A 17079-nucleotide genomic window follows, 5' to 3' on the forward strand; every position below is an offset into this window, starting at 1 on the left:
CCGGCCCTGACGCGCGGGCTACGGACCCGCGCACACGCCCGCTCGGCCAGGCCCTATCGTTACCCCTTCGCCCTCCCCCCAAGCCTTCGTCCCTCCTTTCCAAGCCTTCGTCCTTCCCCCAAGCCCCGTTAAGGAGTCCGCGGATGCGCGTCCGTGACCTGCTCGCCCCCGGTGCCCCGCGACTGCGCCTGCTCGCGGCCGAGGAAGAGCTGGACCGGCAGGTCAGCGGTGTGATGACGACGGACCTCCAGGACCCCGGCCGCTACCTGCACGGCGGCGAACTGGTGCTCACCGGCATGCTCTGGCGCACCGTCCCGGCCGACTCCGAGCGCTTCGTCCGAACCCTCGCGGCCGGCGGCGCGGTGGCCCTGGCGGCCGGCGAGGCCGAGGTCGGTCCGGTGCCCGAGGACCTGGTCGAGGCCTGCCGCCGGCACCGGATGCCACTGCTCGCCGTCCCCGACGACATCGCCTTCGGCACCGTCACCGAGTTCATCGGCCGCCAGGTCTCCGCGGACCGCGCGGCCGACCTCGCCGCCCTGGTCGACCGGCACCGCCTGCTGGTCTCGGCGGCCGGCGGCGGCGGACTGGACGCGGTGCTGGACCTGCTCGGCGGCGACCTCGACCTGGACTGCTGGGTGCTCACCCCGACCGGCGCGGTGATCGCGGGCCCCGCCGACCGGCTCTCCGTCCAGGACCGCGACCAGCTGGTCCGCGCCCACCTGGCCGCCCAGCGCCAGCGCCGCCGCCCCCCGCACCGGGTCCGGCTGGCGGCCGGCTCCTACTCGCTGCTGCCCGCCCCGGTCTCCGCCGAGCGCGAGGCGCCGCTCGTCGACTGGGTGCTCGTGGTGGCCGGCGACGTCACCGAGTGGACCGCCAAGCGCCAGCAGCTCGCCGAGAACCTGGCCCGACTGGTCGCCGCCGAGCGCCACCGCCGCGACGAGGGCCGCCGGCTGCGCCGCCGCCTCGCCGACGAGGTGCTCGCCCTGCTGCGCCGCGACGCGGACCCGGCCGAGATCAGCCGCACCCTGTACGCCTCCTCGGCGATGGCCGCCCGCTACGAGGGCCCCGAGTCGAAGTCCCAGGCGGAGGAGGGCTCCTGGCTGGTGCTCAGCGCCGAGGGCACCGGCCTGCCGGAGGGCACCGTGCGGGCGGTGCTGGAGGAGGCGCTCGGCGGTGCGACCGACCGCGCCCTGGTCGCCGGGACGGGCACCGGCGCCGCGGTGGTGCTGCCCGTCCTGGAGGGCCCGGTGCCCGCCGACGCCCTGCGCGAGCTGCTCGCCCCGCTGGAGGCCGGGCTCGGCTCGGAGGGCCGGATCACCCTCGGGGTCTCCGGCCCCGCCTCCGGGGCCGGCGGTCTGCGCGGCGCCCTGGAGGAGGCCCGGCACGCCCGCCGGATCGCCGCCTCCCGGGTCGGCCGGGTCTGCGTGGCGGGCCCCGAGGAACTCGCCTCGCACGTGCTGCTGCTGGCCGCCGTCCCGGACGAGGTGCGCCGCGCCTTCCGCGGTCGGCTGCTGGACAAGGTGATCGCGTACGACATCGAGCACCAGGCGGACCTGGTCCGCACCCTGGAGGCCTTCCTGCGTTCGGACGGCTCCTGGACCCGCTGCGCCGCGCAGCTGCACGTCCACGTGAACACCCTGCGGTACCGGATAGGCCGGATCGAGGAGCTGACGGGGCGTGACCTCTCCCGGCTGGAGGACCGGGTGGACTTCTACCTGGCGCTGGAACTGTCCTGACGAACCGCCCTGACGGACCGTCCTGACGGGTCGGTCTGACGGGCCGGCCTGAAGGACCGGCCTGAGGAACCGGCCTGACGAGAACCGTCCTGACGCCGCGCCCGGACACGCGGCAGGGCCCGTCGCGACCACGGTCGCGACGGGCCCTGCCCGTACGGTTCGTTCCCGCTGATCGGCCTACTGGACCGGGATGACCGAGGTCAGCCACTGGAAGGCGCTCGGGACCATCTTCTTCCACTGCTCGGTGGTGTGCGGGCCGGAGCCCTCCTCGACCTGGACGGTGGTCGGGGCCTTGGCCGCGGCGCGGATCGCCTCGCCGTCCTCGTAGCCGTCGCCCTTGGAGCCGCTGACCAGCAGGGCGACCTTCGGCGGCTGCGCGGCGGTCTTCAGGATGTTGACCGGGTTGTTGGCCTCGCGCAGCTTGGCGTCCTTGCCGACCAGGGAGTCCGGCTCCTGCACCGGGTCGTTGTAGCCGGACATCGCGATGGCGGCCCGGTACCGGTTGGGGTGGGACAGCGACAGCTTGGCCGCGCAGTGCGCGCCGGCCGAGTAGCCGGCGATCGCCCAGCGGTCCGCGGACGGGTCGGCACGGAAGTTGTCCAGCACCATCTGCGGGACGTCGCGGGTGACCCAGGCGTCGGCGTTGATCTTGCCGGGGATGTCGGTGCAGCCCGCGTCCTGGTTGTTCAGCAGCTTCGTGCGGGGCGAGACCAGGATGAACGGGGCGACCTTGCCCTGCTGCATCAGCGGCTTGAGCTGCTCGGAGACCTTGAGGGTGCCGTACCAGGTGGACGAGGAGCCGGGGTAGCCCGGGATCAGCTCGACCACGGGGAACTTCTTGTCCTTGAACGCCGGGTCGTTGTACTGCGGCGGCAGCCAGACCAGCACCTCGCCGTCGACGCCGGACACCTGGCCCTTGAGCTCGGTCTTCTGGACGTCGTTCGGGACGAGCGGGTCGTTCACGCCGCCGAAGCTCTGCTTGACCTTCGGCGGTTCCTTGGCGGCGTCGGCGTTCTGGCCGGGGGTGGCGGCGGCGGCCGGGTCGACCGGCGCCACCACGGGCACCGCGCGGACGTGGTTGCCGGTGCCGAGCAGGTCGTCCCAGTTGCCGTAGATCAGGTTGGCGTTGTTGACCATCACGAAGACCATCAGGACGGCCGTGACCTGGCAGAACATGATCATGACGATCCGGGTGAGGTAACGCACCGGCTGCGGTCCGCCGACCTTCCCCCAGAACAGCAGCGCCACCGTGATGGACACCGGCACCAGGATGACGGTGAGGAGGAAGAATGGCGTACCTGTCAGTTCCATCGAGTTCTCGTATCCGGGTCGCACGCCGCCCGGGCCCCACTCGCCCGGACGCACGTCAATGGCATCAGACGGTGGTGGACCGGTGATCGGTTGCCGTCCGAATCTGTGCGGAACCTGAGAGGAACATCACTTTCTCGTGATGAGCCCGTTCGGATCGGCGCCTAAGTCTGCCACCCGGACGGAGCACGTCCGGACCAGATGTTCAGCGAACTACCAGGAAAGGTCCCCCGGGGCACCTTACCTCCCAGGCCGTTCGGCCTGCCGGGCGAGGCGGTGCGATGGCGCGCGACCGGGGAAGGGAGACTATGGGGATGAGCATCACCCGCTTTCGCCCGTCCCGCCGCTTCTGGCCCGTGTGCGCCGTTCTGGCACTCGCGGTCACCGCGGCCGGTTGCAGCAGTACCGGAGGCAGACGCGCCGAGGAGGCCCGCGCCAAGGCCGCGGCCACCGGCGGCAGCGCCGTCACCACCCCCCGCTGGAAGGTCGCCATGGTGACCCACGCCGGCGCCGGGGACGCCTTCTGGGACACTGTGCGCAAGGGCGCCGAGCAGGCCGCCGCCAAGGACAACATCACCTTCCTGTACTCCAACGACGCGCAGACCCAGAACCAGGTCCAGCTCGTCCAGGCCGCCATCGACCAGAAGGTCGACGGCCTGCTGGTCACCCTCGCCAAGGGTGACGCCATGGCCGGCGTCCTCGCCAAGGCCAAGGCCGCCGGCATCCCCGTGATCACGATCAACTCCGGCCAGGAGTTCTCGCAGAAGTTCGGCGCGCTCACCCACATCGGCCAGGACGAGTCCACCGCCGGCCAGGCCGCCGGTACGGAGCTGGCCTCGCGCGGCCGCAAGAACGTGCTGTGCGTGATCCACGAGCAGGGCAACGTCGGCCAGGAGCAGCGTTGCTCCGGAGCCCAGTCCAAGGCCGGCGGCACCTTCCAGGTGCTCTACGTCAACGGTGTCGACATGCCCGACGCCCGCGCCGCGATCTCCGCCAAGCTCCAGGCCGACCCGGCCATCGACACCGTGCTGACCCTCTCCGGTCCGATGGCCGCCACCGGCCTCCAGGCCGTCCAGGACGCCCACCGGGACGTCGAGCTGGACACCTTCGACCTGGGCACCCAGGTGGTGTCCGGGCTCAAGTCCGGCAGCGTCGGCTTCGCCGTCGACCAGCAGCCCTACCTCCAGGGCTACACGGGCGTCGACCTGATCTGGCTGTACAAGTACAACCTGAACATGCTCGGGGGCGGCAAGCCCGTCGAGACCGGTCCGCAGATCCTGACCAAGGACAACGCCGACGCGCTCGCCGAGTACGTCGCGAGGGGGACCAGGTGAGCAGCCCCGACCTCCTCGCCCAGGACGGCCTGGTCGACGGCCGTCCGGCGGCCCTGCGGCGGCTCCTCGCCCGCCCCGAGCTGGGCTCGCTGATCGCCGCCGTCGCGGTCTTCCTGGTCTTCGCCGCCGTCGCCGAGCCCTTCCTGCGGGTCACCTCGCTGGGCACCGTGCTGTACGCGGCCTCCACCATCGGGATCATGGCGGTGCCGGTCTCGCTGCTGATGATCGGCGGCGAGTTCGACCTCTCGGCCGGCGTGCTGGTCACCACCGCCGCGCTGACCTCCTCGATGGTCTCGTACCAGCTCACCGCGGTGACCTGGGTCGGCGTGCTGGTCTCGCTGGTGACCACGCTGGCCATCGGCTGGTTCAACGGGTGGATGCTCGGCCGCACCAAGCTGCCCAGCTTCATCGTCACGCTCGGCACCTTCCTGATGCTGACCGGCGCCAACCTGGGCGTCACCAAGGCGATCTCCGGCACCGTCTCCACCAAGTCGATCTCCGACATGGAGGGCTTCGCCTCCTGCCGCTGGCTGTTCGCCTCCGAGGTGACCGTCGGCGGGCTGACGATCAAGGCCACCGTCTGGTGGTGGCTCGGCCTGCTCGTGGTCGGCAGCTGGATCCTGCTGCGCACCCGCTTCGGCAACTGGATCTTCGCGGTCGGCGGCGACGCGGACGCGGCCCGCGCGGTCGGCGTACCGGTCGCCCGGACGAAGACCCTGCTCTACCTGGGCGTCGGTTTCGGAGCCTGGGTGCTCGGTCAGCACCTGCTGTTCTCCTTCGACACCGTGCAGTCCGGCGAGGGCGTCGGCAACGAGCTGATCTACATCGTCGCGGCCGTCATCGGCGGCTGCCTGATCACCGGCGGCTACGGCTCGGTGGTCGGCTCCGCGCTCGGCGCACTGATCTTCGGCATGGCCAGCAAGGGGATCATCTACGCCCAGTGGAACCCGGACTGGTTCAAGTTCTTCCTCGGCGCGATGCTGCTGCTGGCCGCGCTGCTGAACGCCTACGTCAAGCGCCGGGCCGAGCGGGGGCCGCGATGAGCACCGGGATTCCGGCCGGCGACGAGCTGCTGTCGCTCGAGGGCGTCGGCAAGAGCTACGGCACCGTCCGCGCGCTGCAGGACGTCTCGCTGACCCTGCGGGCCGGTGAGATCAGCTGCGTGCTCGGCGACAACGGGGCCGGCAAGTCCACCCTGATCAAGATCATCGCGGGGCTGCACCGGCACGACGAGGGCACCTTCACCGTCGGCGGCGAGGAGGTCCGCCTGGACTCCCCGCGCCAGGCCCTGGACCGCGGCATCGCCACCGTCTACCAGGACCTCGCGGTCGTCCCGCTGATGCCGGTCTGGCGCAACTTCTTCCTCGGTTCCGAGCAGGGCATGCGCCGCTGGGGCGGCCTGCGGCTGGACGCCGACGGGATGCGCGCCACCACCCGTGAGGCGCTCGCCCGGATGGGCATCGACCTGCACGACGTCGACCGGCCGATCGGCACCCTCTCCGGAGGGCAGCGCCAGTGCGTGGCGATCGCCCGCGCGGTGCACTTCGGCGCCAAGGCGCTGATCCTGGACGAGCCCACCGCCGCGCTCGGCGTCAAGCAGTCCGGGGTGGTGCTCAAGTACGTCACCGCCGCCCGCGACGCCGGGCTCGGGGTCGTGCTGATCACCCACAACCCGCACCACGCGTACCTGGTCGGCGACCACTTCACCCTGCTCAAGCGGGGCCGGATGGCGGGCAGCCATCCGCGTGCCGAGATCAGCCTCGAACAGCTCACCACCGAGATGGCCGGGGGCTCCGACCTCGCCGAGCTGTCGCACGAGCTGGCCCGGCCCTCCGTGCCCGGCCCCGCCGCCTCCGGTCCGTCCGTGTCCGGTCCGTCCGCCTCCGGTCCGTCCGCCTCCGCGCCCGGCGTTTCCGACCCGTCCGATTCCGACCCCCGTGAGGAGCGTCCGCAGCCGTGACCAGCTCCCAAGGCAGCACCCGGCCACCCGTCCTGCCCACCCTCCTCGGCCTCGGCCCGCGCGCCGAGCGCCGCCGCCGCGCCCTGCCCGCCGGGATACTGCGGTTGCCCACCATCGGCGTCGACATCGGCGGCACCAAGGTGGTCGCCGGGGTGGTGGACGGCGAGGGCAAGGTGCTGGAGAAGCTGCGCACGGACACGCCGCACAAGAGCAAGAGCCCCACGGTGGTCGAGGACGTCATCGTCGACCTGGTGCTCCAGCTCGCCGACCGCCACGACGTCCACGCCGTCGGCATCGGCGCGGCCGGCTGGGTCGACGCCGACCGCTCCAAGGTGCTGTTCGCCCCGCACCTCAACTGGCGCAACGAGCCGCTCCAGGAGGCGCTCAGCGAGCGGCTGCGGTTCCCGGTGATCGTGGAGAACGACGCCAACGCGGCCGCCTGGGCCGAGTGGCGCTTCGGCGCCGGGCGCGGCGAGGACCACATGGTGATGCTCACCCTCGGCACCGGCATCGGCGGCGCGGTGGTCCGGGACGGCTACGTGGACCGCGGCAAGTACGGCCTGGCGGGCGAGTTCGGGCACATGCAGGTGGTGCCCGGCGGCCACCGCTGCCCGTGCGGCAACCGGGGCTGCTGGGAGCAGTACTCCTCCGGCAACGCGCTGGTGCGCGACGCGCGCGAGCTGGTCGCCGAGGAGTCGCCGGTGGTGCAGCCGCTGCTGGCCCGGGCCGGCGGTACGGTCGAGGGCATCACCGGCCCGCTGGTCACCGAGGCCGCCCAGGACGGCGACCCGACCGCGACCGAGCTGCTCTACGAGGTCGGCACCTGGCTCGGCGTCGGCATCGCCAACCTGGCCGCCGCGCTGGACCCGGGCCGCTTCGTCATCGGCGGCGGGGTCTCCGAGGCGGGCGACCTGCTGCTCGGTCCGGCCCGGGACACCTTCCGCCGCACCCTCACCGGGCGCGGCTTCCGCCCGGAGGCCGCCATCGTGCACGCCGCCCTCGGGAACGAGGCGGGCCTGGTCGGCGCGGCCGACCTCGCCCGGCAGGTGGCGCGGCGCTTCCGCACGATCAAGCGGCGGCGCGTGGAGCGCACCGCGCTGTAACGCAGGCGAGGGGCGCCGCTGCACTGACAGAGTTCAGCCGACAGCTTTCAGATGACAGATTTCATTTTCTGTCATCTGAAAGCTGTCGGTTGTTTGTCCTCCCCGTGCTCCCCGTCCTCGCCGAGCCCCGTTGCCCCCGTCGATCCGTCAACTACCGGTTGGTAGCGGCGCGGTGTGGTTGTCGGATGATGCCTCCTGTGGAACAACTGATGAGTTGACGTCGACTCAGGAGGACTCGCATGAGAGCTCTGGCCCGTCTCGCGCCGTCTCTGTTGCTCACCACCGCACTGGTCTGGTCCGGCGTCGGGCCGGCCGGCGCCGCGGCCCCGCCCTCGAAGGTGCCGGAGGCGGTGGGCAGGGGCGGTGCGGTGGCCACCGTCGACGCCGACGCCACCGCCGCCGGCATCGAGGTGCTGCGCAAGGGCGGCAACGCGGTGGACGCGGCCGTCGCCGCCGCCGCGGCCCTCGGCGTCACCGAGCCGTACTCCTCCGGCATCGGTGGCGGCGGGTACTTCGTCTACTACGACCACGCCACCGGCCGGGTGCACACCATCGACGGCCGGGAGACCACCGGCCGCACCGCCGACACGGGCCTGTTCCTGGAGGACGGCAAACCGCTGGCCTTCGCCGACGCCGTCACCAGCGGCCTGTCCGTCGGAGTCCCCGGCACCGCCGCCACCTGGGACACCGCGCTGCGCAGGTGGGGCACCCGCTCGCTCGCCCAGAACCTGGAACCGGCCGAGCGGATCGCCGACAACGGCTTCGTCGTGGACGACACCTTCCGCGGCCAGACCGCCGACAACTACGCCCGGTTCAAGGACTTCCCGGCCACCGCCGCGCTCTACCTGCCGAACGGCAAGCCCCCCGAGACCGGCACCCTGCTGCGCAACCCCGACCTCGCCGCCACCTACCGGCTGCTCGCCAAGGACGGCGTCAAGGCCTTCTACCAGGGCGAGTTGGCCGGGGACATCGTCAACACCGTGCAGCACCCGCCGGTCGACCCGGCCTCCGGCCGCAACGCCCGCCCCGGCAAGGTCGACGCCACCGACCTCGCCGCCTACCGGGTCCGCGAGCAGGCGCCCACCCACGTCTCCCACGGCGCCTACGACCTCTACTCGATCGCCCCCTCCAGCTCGGGCGGCACCACCGTCGGCGAGGCGCTCAACATCCTGGAGGACGGCGGCGACGTCTCGACGTACAGCGGCACCCAGTACTACCACCACTTCCTGGAGGCCTCCCGGATCTCCTTCGCCGACCGCAACCGTTGGGTCGGCGACCCGGCCTTCAACGACGTCCCCACCAGGGAGCTGCTCTCCGAGCGCTACGCCGCCTCCCGGGCCTGCCTGATCAGCCCCGACCACGCGCTCACCAGCCCACTGGCCCCCGGCGACCCGCGCCACCCGGCCGACTGCGAGACCGCCGGGCCGGCTGCCGACGAACCGTACGAGGGCACCAACACCACCCACCTGACGGTCGCCGACCGCTGGGGCAACGTCGTCTCGTACACGCTCACCATCGAGCAGACCGGCGGCAGCGGCATCGCCGTCCCCGGCCGGGGCTTCCTGCTCAACAACGAGCTGACGGACTTCAACTTCACCCCGCTCTTCCCCGGGGTCCCCGACCCCAACCTGCCGGGCCCGGGCAAGCGGCCGCGCTCCTCGCTCTCCCCGACCATCGTGCTGCGCGACGGCGAGCCGCTGCTCGCCACCGGCAGCCCCGGCGGCGCGACCATCATCACCACCACCCTCCAGGTGCTGCTCGGCCGGCTCGACCGGGGCCTGAGCCTGGAGCAGGCCATCGCCGCGCCGCGCGCCAGCCAGCGCAACACCGCCGCGACCCAGGCCGAGCCCGGCTTCCTGGCGCTGCCCGAGCGGCCCGCGCTGGAGGGCATCGGGCACAGCTTCACCAGCGTCGCCGAGATCGGCGCCGCCACCGGCGTGGAACGGCTGCCGGACGGCCGCTGGGTGGCCGCCGCCGAACCCGTGCGGCGCGGCGGCGGCTCGGCCGCGGTGGTCCGGCCCACGCGCTGACCGGCCCGGCCTGTCGGTGCCGGACGGTATGTTCGGGGTGGGTCCGTCCGCGAGGGGCGGCCCACCCCGTTCGCATGTCCGTCCACACGTCCGTCCGCACCTCCGTCCGCACCGAACCCCCGGGAAGGCCGCCCGCCGTGACCGTCCGCATCGCCACCTGGAACATCAACTCCGTCACTGCGCGGCTGCCCAAGCTCCTGGAGTGGCTGGAGAGCGCCAAGCCCGACGTGCTCTGCCTCCAGGAGCTCAAGTGCGCGGCCGACGCCTTCCCGTACGAGGCGGTCCGCGAGCTCGGCTACGAGACGGCCGCGCACGGCAACGGCCGCTGGAACGGCGTCGCGATCGTCTCCCGGATCGGCCTGGACGACGTCGTGCGCGGCCTCCCCGACCAGCCCGGCTACCTCGCCGACGGCGCCCTGCTGCCCGAGGTGGAGCCGCGCGCCGTCGCCGCCACCTGCGGCCCGGTCCGGGTCTGGTCGGTCTACGTGCCCAACGGCCGCGAGGTCGGCCACGCGCACTACCAGTACAAGCTGGAGTGGCTGGAGGCCCTGCGCAAGGCCGCCACCGAGGACGCCGCCGGCTCCCGCCCGTTCGCCGTCCTCGGGGACTTCAACATCGCCCCGACCGACGAGGACGTCTTCGACGCCGCCGCCTTCGAGGGACTCACCCACGTCACCCCGGTCGAGCGCGCCGCACTGACGTCGCTCGGCGAGATCGGCCTGCAGGACGTGCTGCCCCGCCCGCTCAAGTACGACCGCCCCTACACCTACTGGGACTACCGCCAGCTGGCCTTCCCCAAGAACCGGGGCATGCGGATCGACCTCACCTACGCCAACAAGCCCTTCGTCGACGCCGTCACCGACAGCTACGTGGACCGCGAGGCCCGCAAGGGCAAGGGCACCTCGGACCACGCGCCGGTCGTGGTGGACCTCGACCTCTGAGCGGCGCCGCGGGCGTCACACCGGGTCACGGGCCGTAACCCGAACGGTCGTGAGCGCTGGCCGGGACCGGGGCGGGTCCCTACCGTCGGTGAATGACCGGGTGCGGTCGATCGACCACGTGGACATGGGAGTCCCCCGGTCGCACCCGAGAATCCCGGAGGTTCCGGCATGCGCCCCATGCGTACGGCCGCCGCCGCCCTGATCGGCGCGACGGCGCTGACCGGCCTGACGGCCCCCCTCGCATCCGCCAGGGACGGTGCGGCCTCGGTCAGCCCGTCCCAGGCCGCACCGGGCCAGACCGTGACGGTCACGGTCGCCTGCGAGAAGTCGGACAAGCCCGACGCCAAGACCATCACCGCCCGTTCCGCCGCCTTCGAGGGCGGTCCGGCGACCCTCACCCTGGGCCCCGACGGCAAGCACAGCGGCTCCGCCCGACTGGCCGGCGAGCACGCCGGGGACAGCAAGGTCGACGGCACCTGCCCGGACGGCGGCGCCTTCGTGACCACCGTCACCGTCACCACCGCAGCCTCCACCACCCCGGACAAGAGCGCCGACAAGGATCCCCAGAAGAATCCCGACAAGAGCCTCGGCGAGTGGGGCGAGGCCGCGGGGGAGTGGGCCGGTTCGCTCGGGCAGTCCGGCGCCGGCAGTCAGCAGGTCGCCCCGCACGGCTCGGTGCAGACCGGTCTCGGCGGCTCGGTCGCGGCGAACCCGGCGGAGCTGGCCGGCGGCCTGGTGCTGGTCGCGGGCGGGGTCACCGGCTTCTGGCTGCTGCGGAGGCGCGGTGCCTGAGGGCCTCACCACCGCGCTCCCCGCGCGCCCCTGTGCCGCGCCGCTGGAACCCGACGGGACCGGCGGTGCGGCGGCGTGTCACGCGGTCCGCGGCCCGGCGCTGCCGAAGCCCTCGCTGGCCTCGCTGGCCTCGCCGGCCTCGCGGTGGAGCCGGTCCTGGTGCCGGAGGGTGCCGTCGGCCAGCAGGTACTGGGCCAGCACGTAGGTCGCCATGATCCAGAACTGATGGCCCGGCAGCTCCCGCCACTTCGCCAGCTGGGTGGCGATCAGCGTGTCGGAGAGCAGGAACAGCGCCCCGCCCAGCCCGGTCCGCCAACCCAGCCCGGCCGAGGTGACGGCCGTCGAGGCCAGCAGCAGGCTGTAGCCCGCCACCGGGATGCGCAGGTCCCCGAGGTCCGGCCAGAGCTGCCCGACCAGGGTCACCCAGGCCGTCGCGTACGCGGCCGCGACCATCAGGGCGCGGCGGCGGTCGGTGAGCGCGCCGCGCTTGACGAACATCGTCACGTAGCAGACGTGCGCCGCCGCGAACGATCCCATGCCCGCGAGGAACGCGGGCTCGTTCTTCAGCTGGAGCAGCACGTCCCCGCCCGCGCTCAGCAGCAGTGCCGGCGCCAGCAGCTTCGGCGCCTCCTGCCCGGCCTGCCTGGCCGCCGCCACGCTCTGCGCGGCCAGCAGCGGCATCAGGGCCGGCTTGGTCGCGTTCCGGAGCACGGAGGCACCGGAGGCGATCGCGCCCAGGTGCGCCACCGAGGTGGCCGCGAAACCGCCCAGCAGACCGGTGGCCGAGCGCAGGCGGGCCCCGAGGCCGGCGCGGTTGGTGGTACGGACAGTCATGCGTGCGCCTCCCGGTGAGCCGTTGCTTCGGACCCGACCCTAGAGGAGCCGGACCGGCGGCGGAAGGCCGGGTTACCCGCGCGTAACCACGACGGGGACGCGGCGGTGACGGGCCGGCCGGCCGGCGGAGCGCGGGCCCCCGCTTCGAGGGCTCTTGCGGAGAGTTCCTCAGGAAGGCGGTTGCTGCCGTCGGGTGGCCCGGGCACCGTCTAGTCTGGACCCCGACATGGATCAGCAGGACTACGCGGTCGGCGCCACCCGGGTGGCCGGCAGGCCGGACGGACGCGCGGGCGGGGCAGGACGGGGAACCGCCGCCGCCGTCCTCGCCGTACGCGAAGCCGGTCCTGACGGCGGTCCGGGTGCCGGTCCCGGAGCCGGTCCCGGAACCGGTCCCGCCGAGAGGGGGCCTGGGGCGGTCGCGGCGAGCGGTGCTGACGACCCGCAGACACCGGCCCCCGCGGCCGTCGACGTGACGCTCTCACCCGACCCGGGGCTGCTGCGCCTGGCCCACTGGTTCGCCGCCGCCACCCCCGGCACCGCCGACGACCTCTGCGCCGCCTCCTTCGGCCTCTACCCCGCCCGCCACCTCGGGGCCGCCGCCGAGCCCGCCGCCGATCCCGGCGTCAGCTGGTGGCACGGTCCCACCGCGCACTCCGCCACGCCCCTGCGCCCCAGGGAGGACCGCGGCGAGGGCGGCCTGCGCCGCGCCCGGCGCGACGACGCGGCACTGCCCGTCGTCCGGTCAGGTGCCAAGCCGGGCAGGCCGGGCCGGCACCGCAGGCCCGAACCCGCGCGGGTGGCGCCGCTCACCGTCGTGGCGCAGGACCGTTCCGGCGAGGAGCTCCCGGTGGCCGAACGCCGGATCGCCGCCCGGCTGTTGCTCGCCCACCCACTGGTCACCGCCTCCGGCCCGCACGCCGACGGCTTCCCGCTGATCCGCCGTCACCGGGACTGGCTGGCCGAGCGATTCGACACCCTGCTCGGCTACCGCCTCGTGGTCGGCCCCTGGCACGCCCGGCTCTGCAAGGCCGGGCTCGGCCCGGATGCCTCCCGCCGACTCGAACACCCCGTCACCGGAGCGCCGTTCACTCCGGGCGGGTATGCCCAACTCGCTCTCGCGCTGGCCCTGTTGGTCGACGCCCCGGAGGAGCTGGACTGCCGGCGGCTGCTCGACGCGATGGCCGCCGCCGCCCCCGAACTCGCCCCCGAACTCGCCGCCGAACCGGCCGACCTCGCCATGGCGCTGGCCGCGCTGGCCGACTGGCAGGTGCTCGGCGAACTGCCCACCGACCCGACCGACGGCTCCTTCGTGCTGACCGTGGACCGCGAACTCGCCCGCGCCGTCCCGGCCGGCCCGCCCGCCCTCGCCGACGACGCCGCCGACCTGATCCGCCGCGCCGCCGACGCCGCGCCCGCCACCGCCGTCCGCCGGCTGCTCGCCGAGACGCCCGCCGTGCTGGCCGCCGACCTCCCCGAGAGCCACCGCGCCTGGCTGCAGGAGCACCGGCTCAGCGACCCGGCGGCGCTCGCCGAATTCCTCGGGCTGGAGGCCGAGCTGCGGGCCGAGGGCGTCGCCCTGCTCGACCCGGCCGCCGAACTCACCGACCTCGCCCTCCCCGGCGCGGGTACCGTCGCCCAGGCCGCCCTGCTGCTGGTCGAGCGCCTGGTCGAGGAGGTCCGCCCGCTGCCCGGCGAGACGGTGACCGGCGACGTCCCGATCCCGGACGCGTTGATAGACGGCGTCCTCGGCGACATCGCGGACGAGTACGGCCTGCCCGCCCGCTACCTCGCCGACCGCACCGCCCTGCGGCGCGACGCCCTCGACCTGCTCCACCGCCTCGCCCTGATCGCCCCCACCCCCCACCCCACCCGCCCCCCGGCCTGGCGCCTGCGCGCCCCGGCCGCCCGCTACGCCCCGGCGCCCGACCTGCATCCCTCGCCCGGCACGGGGCGGCACTCCCGTCCCGGCCCGCTGATCCCGCCGCCGGCCGGTCCCCGCGCGGAGCAGTGGGCGTAGTCGGGGTGCCGTTCGTGGGCGGGGGCTCGGCGCCTGCGTCGGGTCGTTGTTCCCTCCGCTGATCGGACCGCCGCTGATCGGCCCGCCGTTGATCGGACTGTCGCTCACCGTGCTGCCGCGTGCCGCGTGCCGCCGGCGCGAGGTGGGGGCGGGGGCGGGCCGGGAAGCAAGAAGCACCGGGTCCGGGATGGGGACCGCGGTGCTGGGCGGGGTGGGTGCCGGGGTGCTACTTGCTGGCGGAGGCGCTGGCGAGGGGGCCGTGATCGATGGTTTCCACGGTGGCGCCGACGCCCAGGGTGCCGAGGGCGATGGAGGCGAGGACGGCGGTGACGGCGAGCAGCCGGCGGTGCCGCTGGGGCAGGGGGAAGCGCGGTTCCTGGTAGGGCGCCTGAGGGTTGGCGTTCATGACAGGGAGGTTTCCAGGGCGGCGTGAACGGTCGGTACGCGCGGGTGAAGTCCGGACGGGGGTTGGGCGTCGGTTGGCCGCATACGCCCCGATCGTCGCCGGCCGGAGCGTATGCCCAGGTCAGCGGTGCGTGGTCGACTCGCCGACGGCCTCCCGGACGGCGTCCCGCAGGCCGTGCGGCGGGTGGAAGCGGGAGGGTGCGGCGGCCGGGTCCTCGCGGAGTTCCTTCACCAGCGAGACGCACAGCAGCAGCATCACCACCACGAACGGCAGCGCGACCAGGATCGTCGCGTTCTGGAGCGCGGTGAGCCCGCCGGCCAGCAGCAGGGCCGCCGCGACCCCACCCATCAGCACGCCCCAGACCACCACCAGCCAGGTGTGCGGATGCAGCGAGCCCCGGCTGGAGAGCGAGCCGAGCACCAGCGAGGCCGAGTCGGCGCTGGTGATGAAGAAGGTCATCACCAGTAGCACCGCGACCACGCTGGTCACCGAGCCGAGCGGCAGCGAGCGCAGCATCTCGAACAGGGAGGCCTCCGGGCCCTGCGGGATCGTCGCGACCAGGTCGGCCGCGCCGGTGGTGACCAGCCGGATCGCGGTGCCGCCCATCACGCAGAACCAGATGACCGTCGCCCCACTGGGCACCAGCAGCACGCCGAGCAGGAACTGTCGGACGGTGCGGCCGCGCGAGATCCGCGCGATGAAGGTGCCGACGAAGGGCGCCCAGGAGAGCCACCAGGCCCAGTAGAAGATCGTCCAGGAGCCGAGCCAGGCCTCGTCGGTGAAGGCGCCGGTCTGGGTGGACATGGCGAGCAGGTCGGAGAGGTAGCCGCCGACCGAGGAGGGGATCGCGTCCAGTGCGAACACGGTCGGGCCGAACACGAAGACGAAGAGCATGATCAGCGAGGCGAGCACGACGTTCGCGGTGGAGAGCCACTTCACGCCCTTGTGCACTCCGGAGAACGCGGAGACCACGAACGCGGCGGTCAGCGAGCCGATGATGATCAGCTGGGCGTTCTGGGTGTTGCGGACGGAGGAGATGTAGCCGAGCCCGTCGGCGACCTGGAGTGCGCCGAGACCGAGGCTGGTCGCGGAGCCGAAGACGGTGGCGAACACCGCCAGCAGGTCGATCGTGCGCCCGGGCCAGCCGTCCGCGCCGCGTTGTCCGATCAGCGGGACGAAGGCGGCGGAGATCCGGTTGCCCCGGCCCTTGCGGAAGGTGGTGTAGGCGAGGGCCAGGCCGCCGACGGCGTAGATCGCCCACGGGTGCAGGGTCCAGTGGAAGAGCGAGAACTCCAGCGCCTGCTGGGCGGCGGCCGAGCTCTGCGGCTCCAGGCCCGAGCCGGGCTGCGGGGCGGCGAAGAGCTGGAGCGGCTCGCCGACGCCGTAGAACATCAGGCCGATGCCCATGCCGGCGCTGAACATCATGGCGATCCAGGCGAGGGTGGAGAACTCGGGCCGGTCGTCGTCGCGGCCGAGCCGGATCCGGCCGAAGCGGCTGAACGCGAGCAGCACGGCGACGGCGAGGAACACGTCACCGGCCACCACGAACAGCCAGCCGAAGTTGTGCAGCACCCAGCCGAGCGCGGTGCCGGAGGTGCGGCCGAGCGAGTCCTCGGCGAAGACGCCCCAGGCGACCACCGCCAGCACGAGGACGGCGCCGATGCCGAACACCGCCCGGTCGGCCGGAAGGGTCGCGGCGGGTTCGTCGGGCTCCTTCACGGGCTGGTCGGGCGGAGGCGGCTGGCTGTTCATCGGATGGACCTCTCGACATACTCGGCGCGTTCGGACCGTTCGGACCGTTCGGAATCCGTTGGGGATGTTCGGAACCCGTTCGGGGCGCTCGGGACGCTCGGAATCAAGCTGTATGTCGCACTATGTCCAGTCCGCTCCGCGAGCGGCGGGACGGCGCGCCGGGGAGACTCCGGGTCGGGACCTACGTCCCGTCAGGCCGCCTGCCCCGCTTCGTGGTCCTGCTCGTGGTCGTGCCCGGAGTCGCGCGCGGTGGCGAGATAGTGGGAGAGCGCCCGGCGGCTGTGAGTGAGGTCCTCGATCCGGGAGTCCAGGTCGGCGAGTTCGTCGCTCAGGATGGTGAGCAGCCGAGGGCAGGCCTCCAGGACCGGGACGGGACCGGTGGCGCAGGGCAGCAGTTCGGCGATGATCCGGGTGCTCAGGCCGGCCGCGAGCAGGCTGCGGATCTGCCACACCCGGACGGTGTCCCCCTCGCCGTACTCGCGGTAGCCGGCCGCCGTGCGGTCCGGCCGGAGCAGGCCCTGCTCCTCGTAGTAGCGGAGCAGGCGGGTGGACACCCCGGTCAGGCGGGCGAGTTCTCCGATGCGCATGACGTCGCGAACGGCACCGTCCGCCGGGGTGTTCCCGGGGGAGGGGAAGCTCTCGAGGAACTCCGGTAGCACGTCGCGCAGTTCGGTCAGCTCCTCGACCACCGGCAGGTGTCAGCGGGGGAGTTCGGCCGGGGAAGCCGTCCGGCAGTGGAACCCCGGACGATCCGGGCGGGCCGGGTGGCCGACATGAGGTGCTCCTCTGCGGGCCGGGGTTTCGCCGACGGCGGGCACGGTAGGTGTTCACACAAGTTGAGAAGGTCAAACCGGAGAGCGCAGGCC

14 protein-coding genes are annotated in these 17079 nt (G+C 73.3%); 9 read left to right on the top strand and 5 right to left on the bottom strand.

Features of this window, described 5'->3' with window-relative positions; all coding sequences use genetic code 11:
• Positions 1–143: 143 nt before the first annotated feature.
• Complete coding sequence (locus ABZ449_RS01725; protein WP_360338336.1) at positions 144–1736, top strand: helix-turn-helix domain-containing protein; 1593 nt, start codon at positions 144–146, stop codon at positions 1734–1736.
• Between the two features lie 177 nt (positions 1737–1913).
• Here the strand turns inward: ABZ449_RS01725 and ABZ449_RS01730 are convergent, their stop codons facing one another.
• Positions 1914–3047 carry an alpha/beta hydrolase-fold protein gene (locus tag ABZ449_RS01730; RefSeq protein ID WP_360338339.1) on the bottom strand — a complete coding sequence of 378 codons (1134 nt, stop codon included), beginning with the start codon at positions 3045–3047 and terminating at the stop codon, positions 1914–1916.
• Positions 3048–3358: 311 nt separating this feature from the next.
• Between ABZ449_RS01730 and ABZ449_RS01735 the strand changes: the two genes are divergently transcribed.
• From ABZ449_RS01735 to ABZ449_RS01765, 7 genes are all read left to right on the top strand, one after another.
• On the top strand, positions 3359–4378 hold the full coding sequence (locus ABZ449_RS01735; protein WP_360338342.1) for a sugar ABC transporter substrate-binding protein: 1020 nt from the start codon (positions 3359–3361) through the stop codon (positions 4376–4378).
• Positions 4375–5421 carry an ABC transporter permease gene (locus ABZ449_RS01740; RefSeq protein ID WP_360338345.1) on the top strand — a complete coding sequence of 349 codons (1047 nt, stop codon included), beginning with the start codon at positions 4375–4377 and terminating at the stop codon, positions 5419–5421. The genes ABZ449_RS01735 and ABZ449_RS01740 overlap by 4 nt, the downstream gene beginning before the upstream one ends.
• Complete coding sequence (locus ABZ449_RS01745; protein ID WP_360338348.1) at positions 5418–6338, top strand: ATP-binding cassette domain-containing protein; 921 nt, start codon at positions 5418–5420, stop codon at positions 6336–6338. The genes ABZ449_RS01740 and ABZ449_RS01745 overlap by 4 nt, the downstream gene beginning before the upstream one ends.
• A complete protein-coding gene (locus ABZ449_RS01750; protein WP_360338351.1) occupies positions 6335–7441 on the top strand; it encodes an ROK family glucokinase in 1107 nt (368 codons plus the stop codon). The genes ABZ449_RS01745 and ABZ449_RS01750 overlap by 4 nt, the downstream gene beginning before the upstream one ends.
• Before the next feature lie 239 nt (positions 7442–7680).
• Positions 7681–9471: a gamma-glutamyltransferase gene (gene ggt, locus ABZ449_RS01755; RefSeq protein ID WP_360338354.1), complete on the top strand. Its 1791-nt coding sequence runs from the start codon at positions 7681–7683 to the stop codon at positions 9469–9471.
• A 137-nt stretch (positions 9472–9608) separates the two neighbouring features.
• Positions 9609–10412 (top strand): exodeoxyribonuclease III, encoded by an 804-nt coding sequence (locus ABZ449_RS01760; protein ID WP_360338803.1) that lies wholly within the window; start codon positions 9609–9611, stop codon positions 10410–10412.
• A 168-nt stretch (positions 10413–10580) separates the two neighbouring features.
• The gene (locus ABZ449_RS01765) at positions 10581–11204 is read left to right on the top strand and encodes a hypothetical protein (RefSeq protein ID WP_360338357.1); all 624 of its coding nucleotides are present in this window, start codon (positions 10581–10583) and stop codon (positions 11202–11204) included.
• A 78-nt stretch (positions 11205–11282) separates the two neighbouring features.
• Here ABZ449_RS01765 and ABZ449_RS01770 read toward each other — a convergent pair whose 3' ends face one another.
• Positions 11283–12038: a lysoplasmalogenase gene (locus ABZ449_RS01770; RefSeq protein WP_360338360.1), complete on the bottom strand. Its 756-nt coding sequence runs from the start codon at positions 12036–12038 to the stop codon at positions 11283–11285.
• Between the two features lie 469 nt (positions 12039–12507).
• Here ABZ449_RS01770 and ABZ449_RS01775 point away from each other — a divergent pair, with 469 nt between their 5' ends.
• On the top strand, positions 12508–14055 hold the full coding sequence (locus tag ABZ449_RS01775; RefSeq protein ID WP_360338363.1) for a DUF2398 family protein: 1548 nt from the start codon (positions 12508–12510) through the stop codon (positions 14053–14055).
• A gap of 226 nt (positions 14056–14281) precedes the next feature.
• On the opposite strand, the gene ABZ449_RS01780 is transcribed toward ABZ449_RS01775, so the two are convergent.
• The 3 genes from ABZ449_RS01780 to ABZ449_RS01790 all read right to left on the bottom strand — a co-directional run bounded on the left by ABZ449_RS01780 (position 14282) and on the right by ABZ449_RS01790 (position 16902).
• The gene (locus ABZ449_RS01780) at positions 14282–14461 is read right to left on the bottom strand and encodes a hypothetical protein (protein WP_360338366.1); all 180 of its coding nucleotides are present in this window, start codon (positions 14459–14461) and stop codon (positions 14282–14284) included.
• Positions 14462–14581: 120 nt separating this feature from the next.
• Positions 14582–16213 carry a BCCT family transporter gene (locus ABZ449_RS01785; protein ID WP_360338369.1) on the bottom strand — a complete coding sequence of 544 codons (1632 nt, stop codon included), beginning with the start codon at positions 16211–16213 and terminating at the stop codon, positions 14582–14584.
• Positions 16214–16404: 191 nt separating this feature from the next.
• A complete protein-coding gene (locus tag ABZ449_RS01790) occupies positions 16405–16902 on the bottom strand; it encodes a MerR family transcriptional regulator (protein ID WP_360338372.1) in 498 nt (165 codons plus the stop codon).
• Positions 16903–17079 lie beyond the last annotated feature (177 nt).

The sequence above is a fragment of the Kitasatospora sp. NPDC005856 genome, from assembly GCF_040629945.1.
Lineage (GTDB): Bacteria > Actinomycetota > Actinomycetes > Streptomycetales > Streptomycetaceae > Kitasatospora.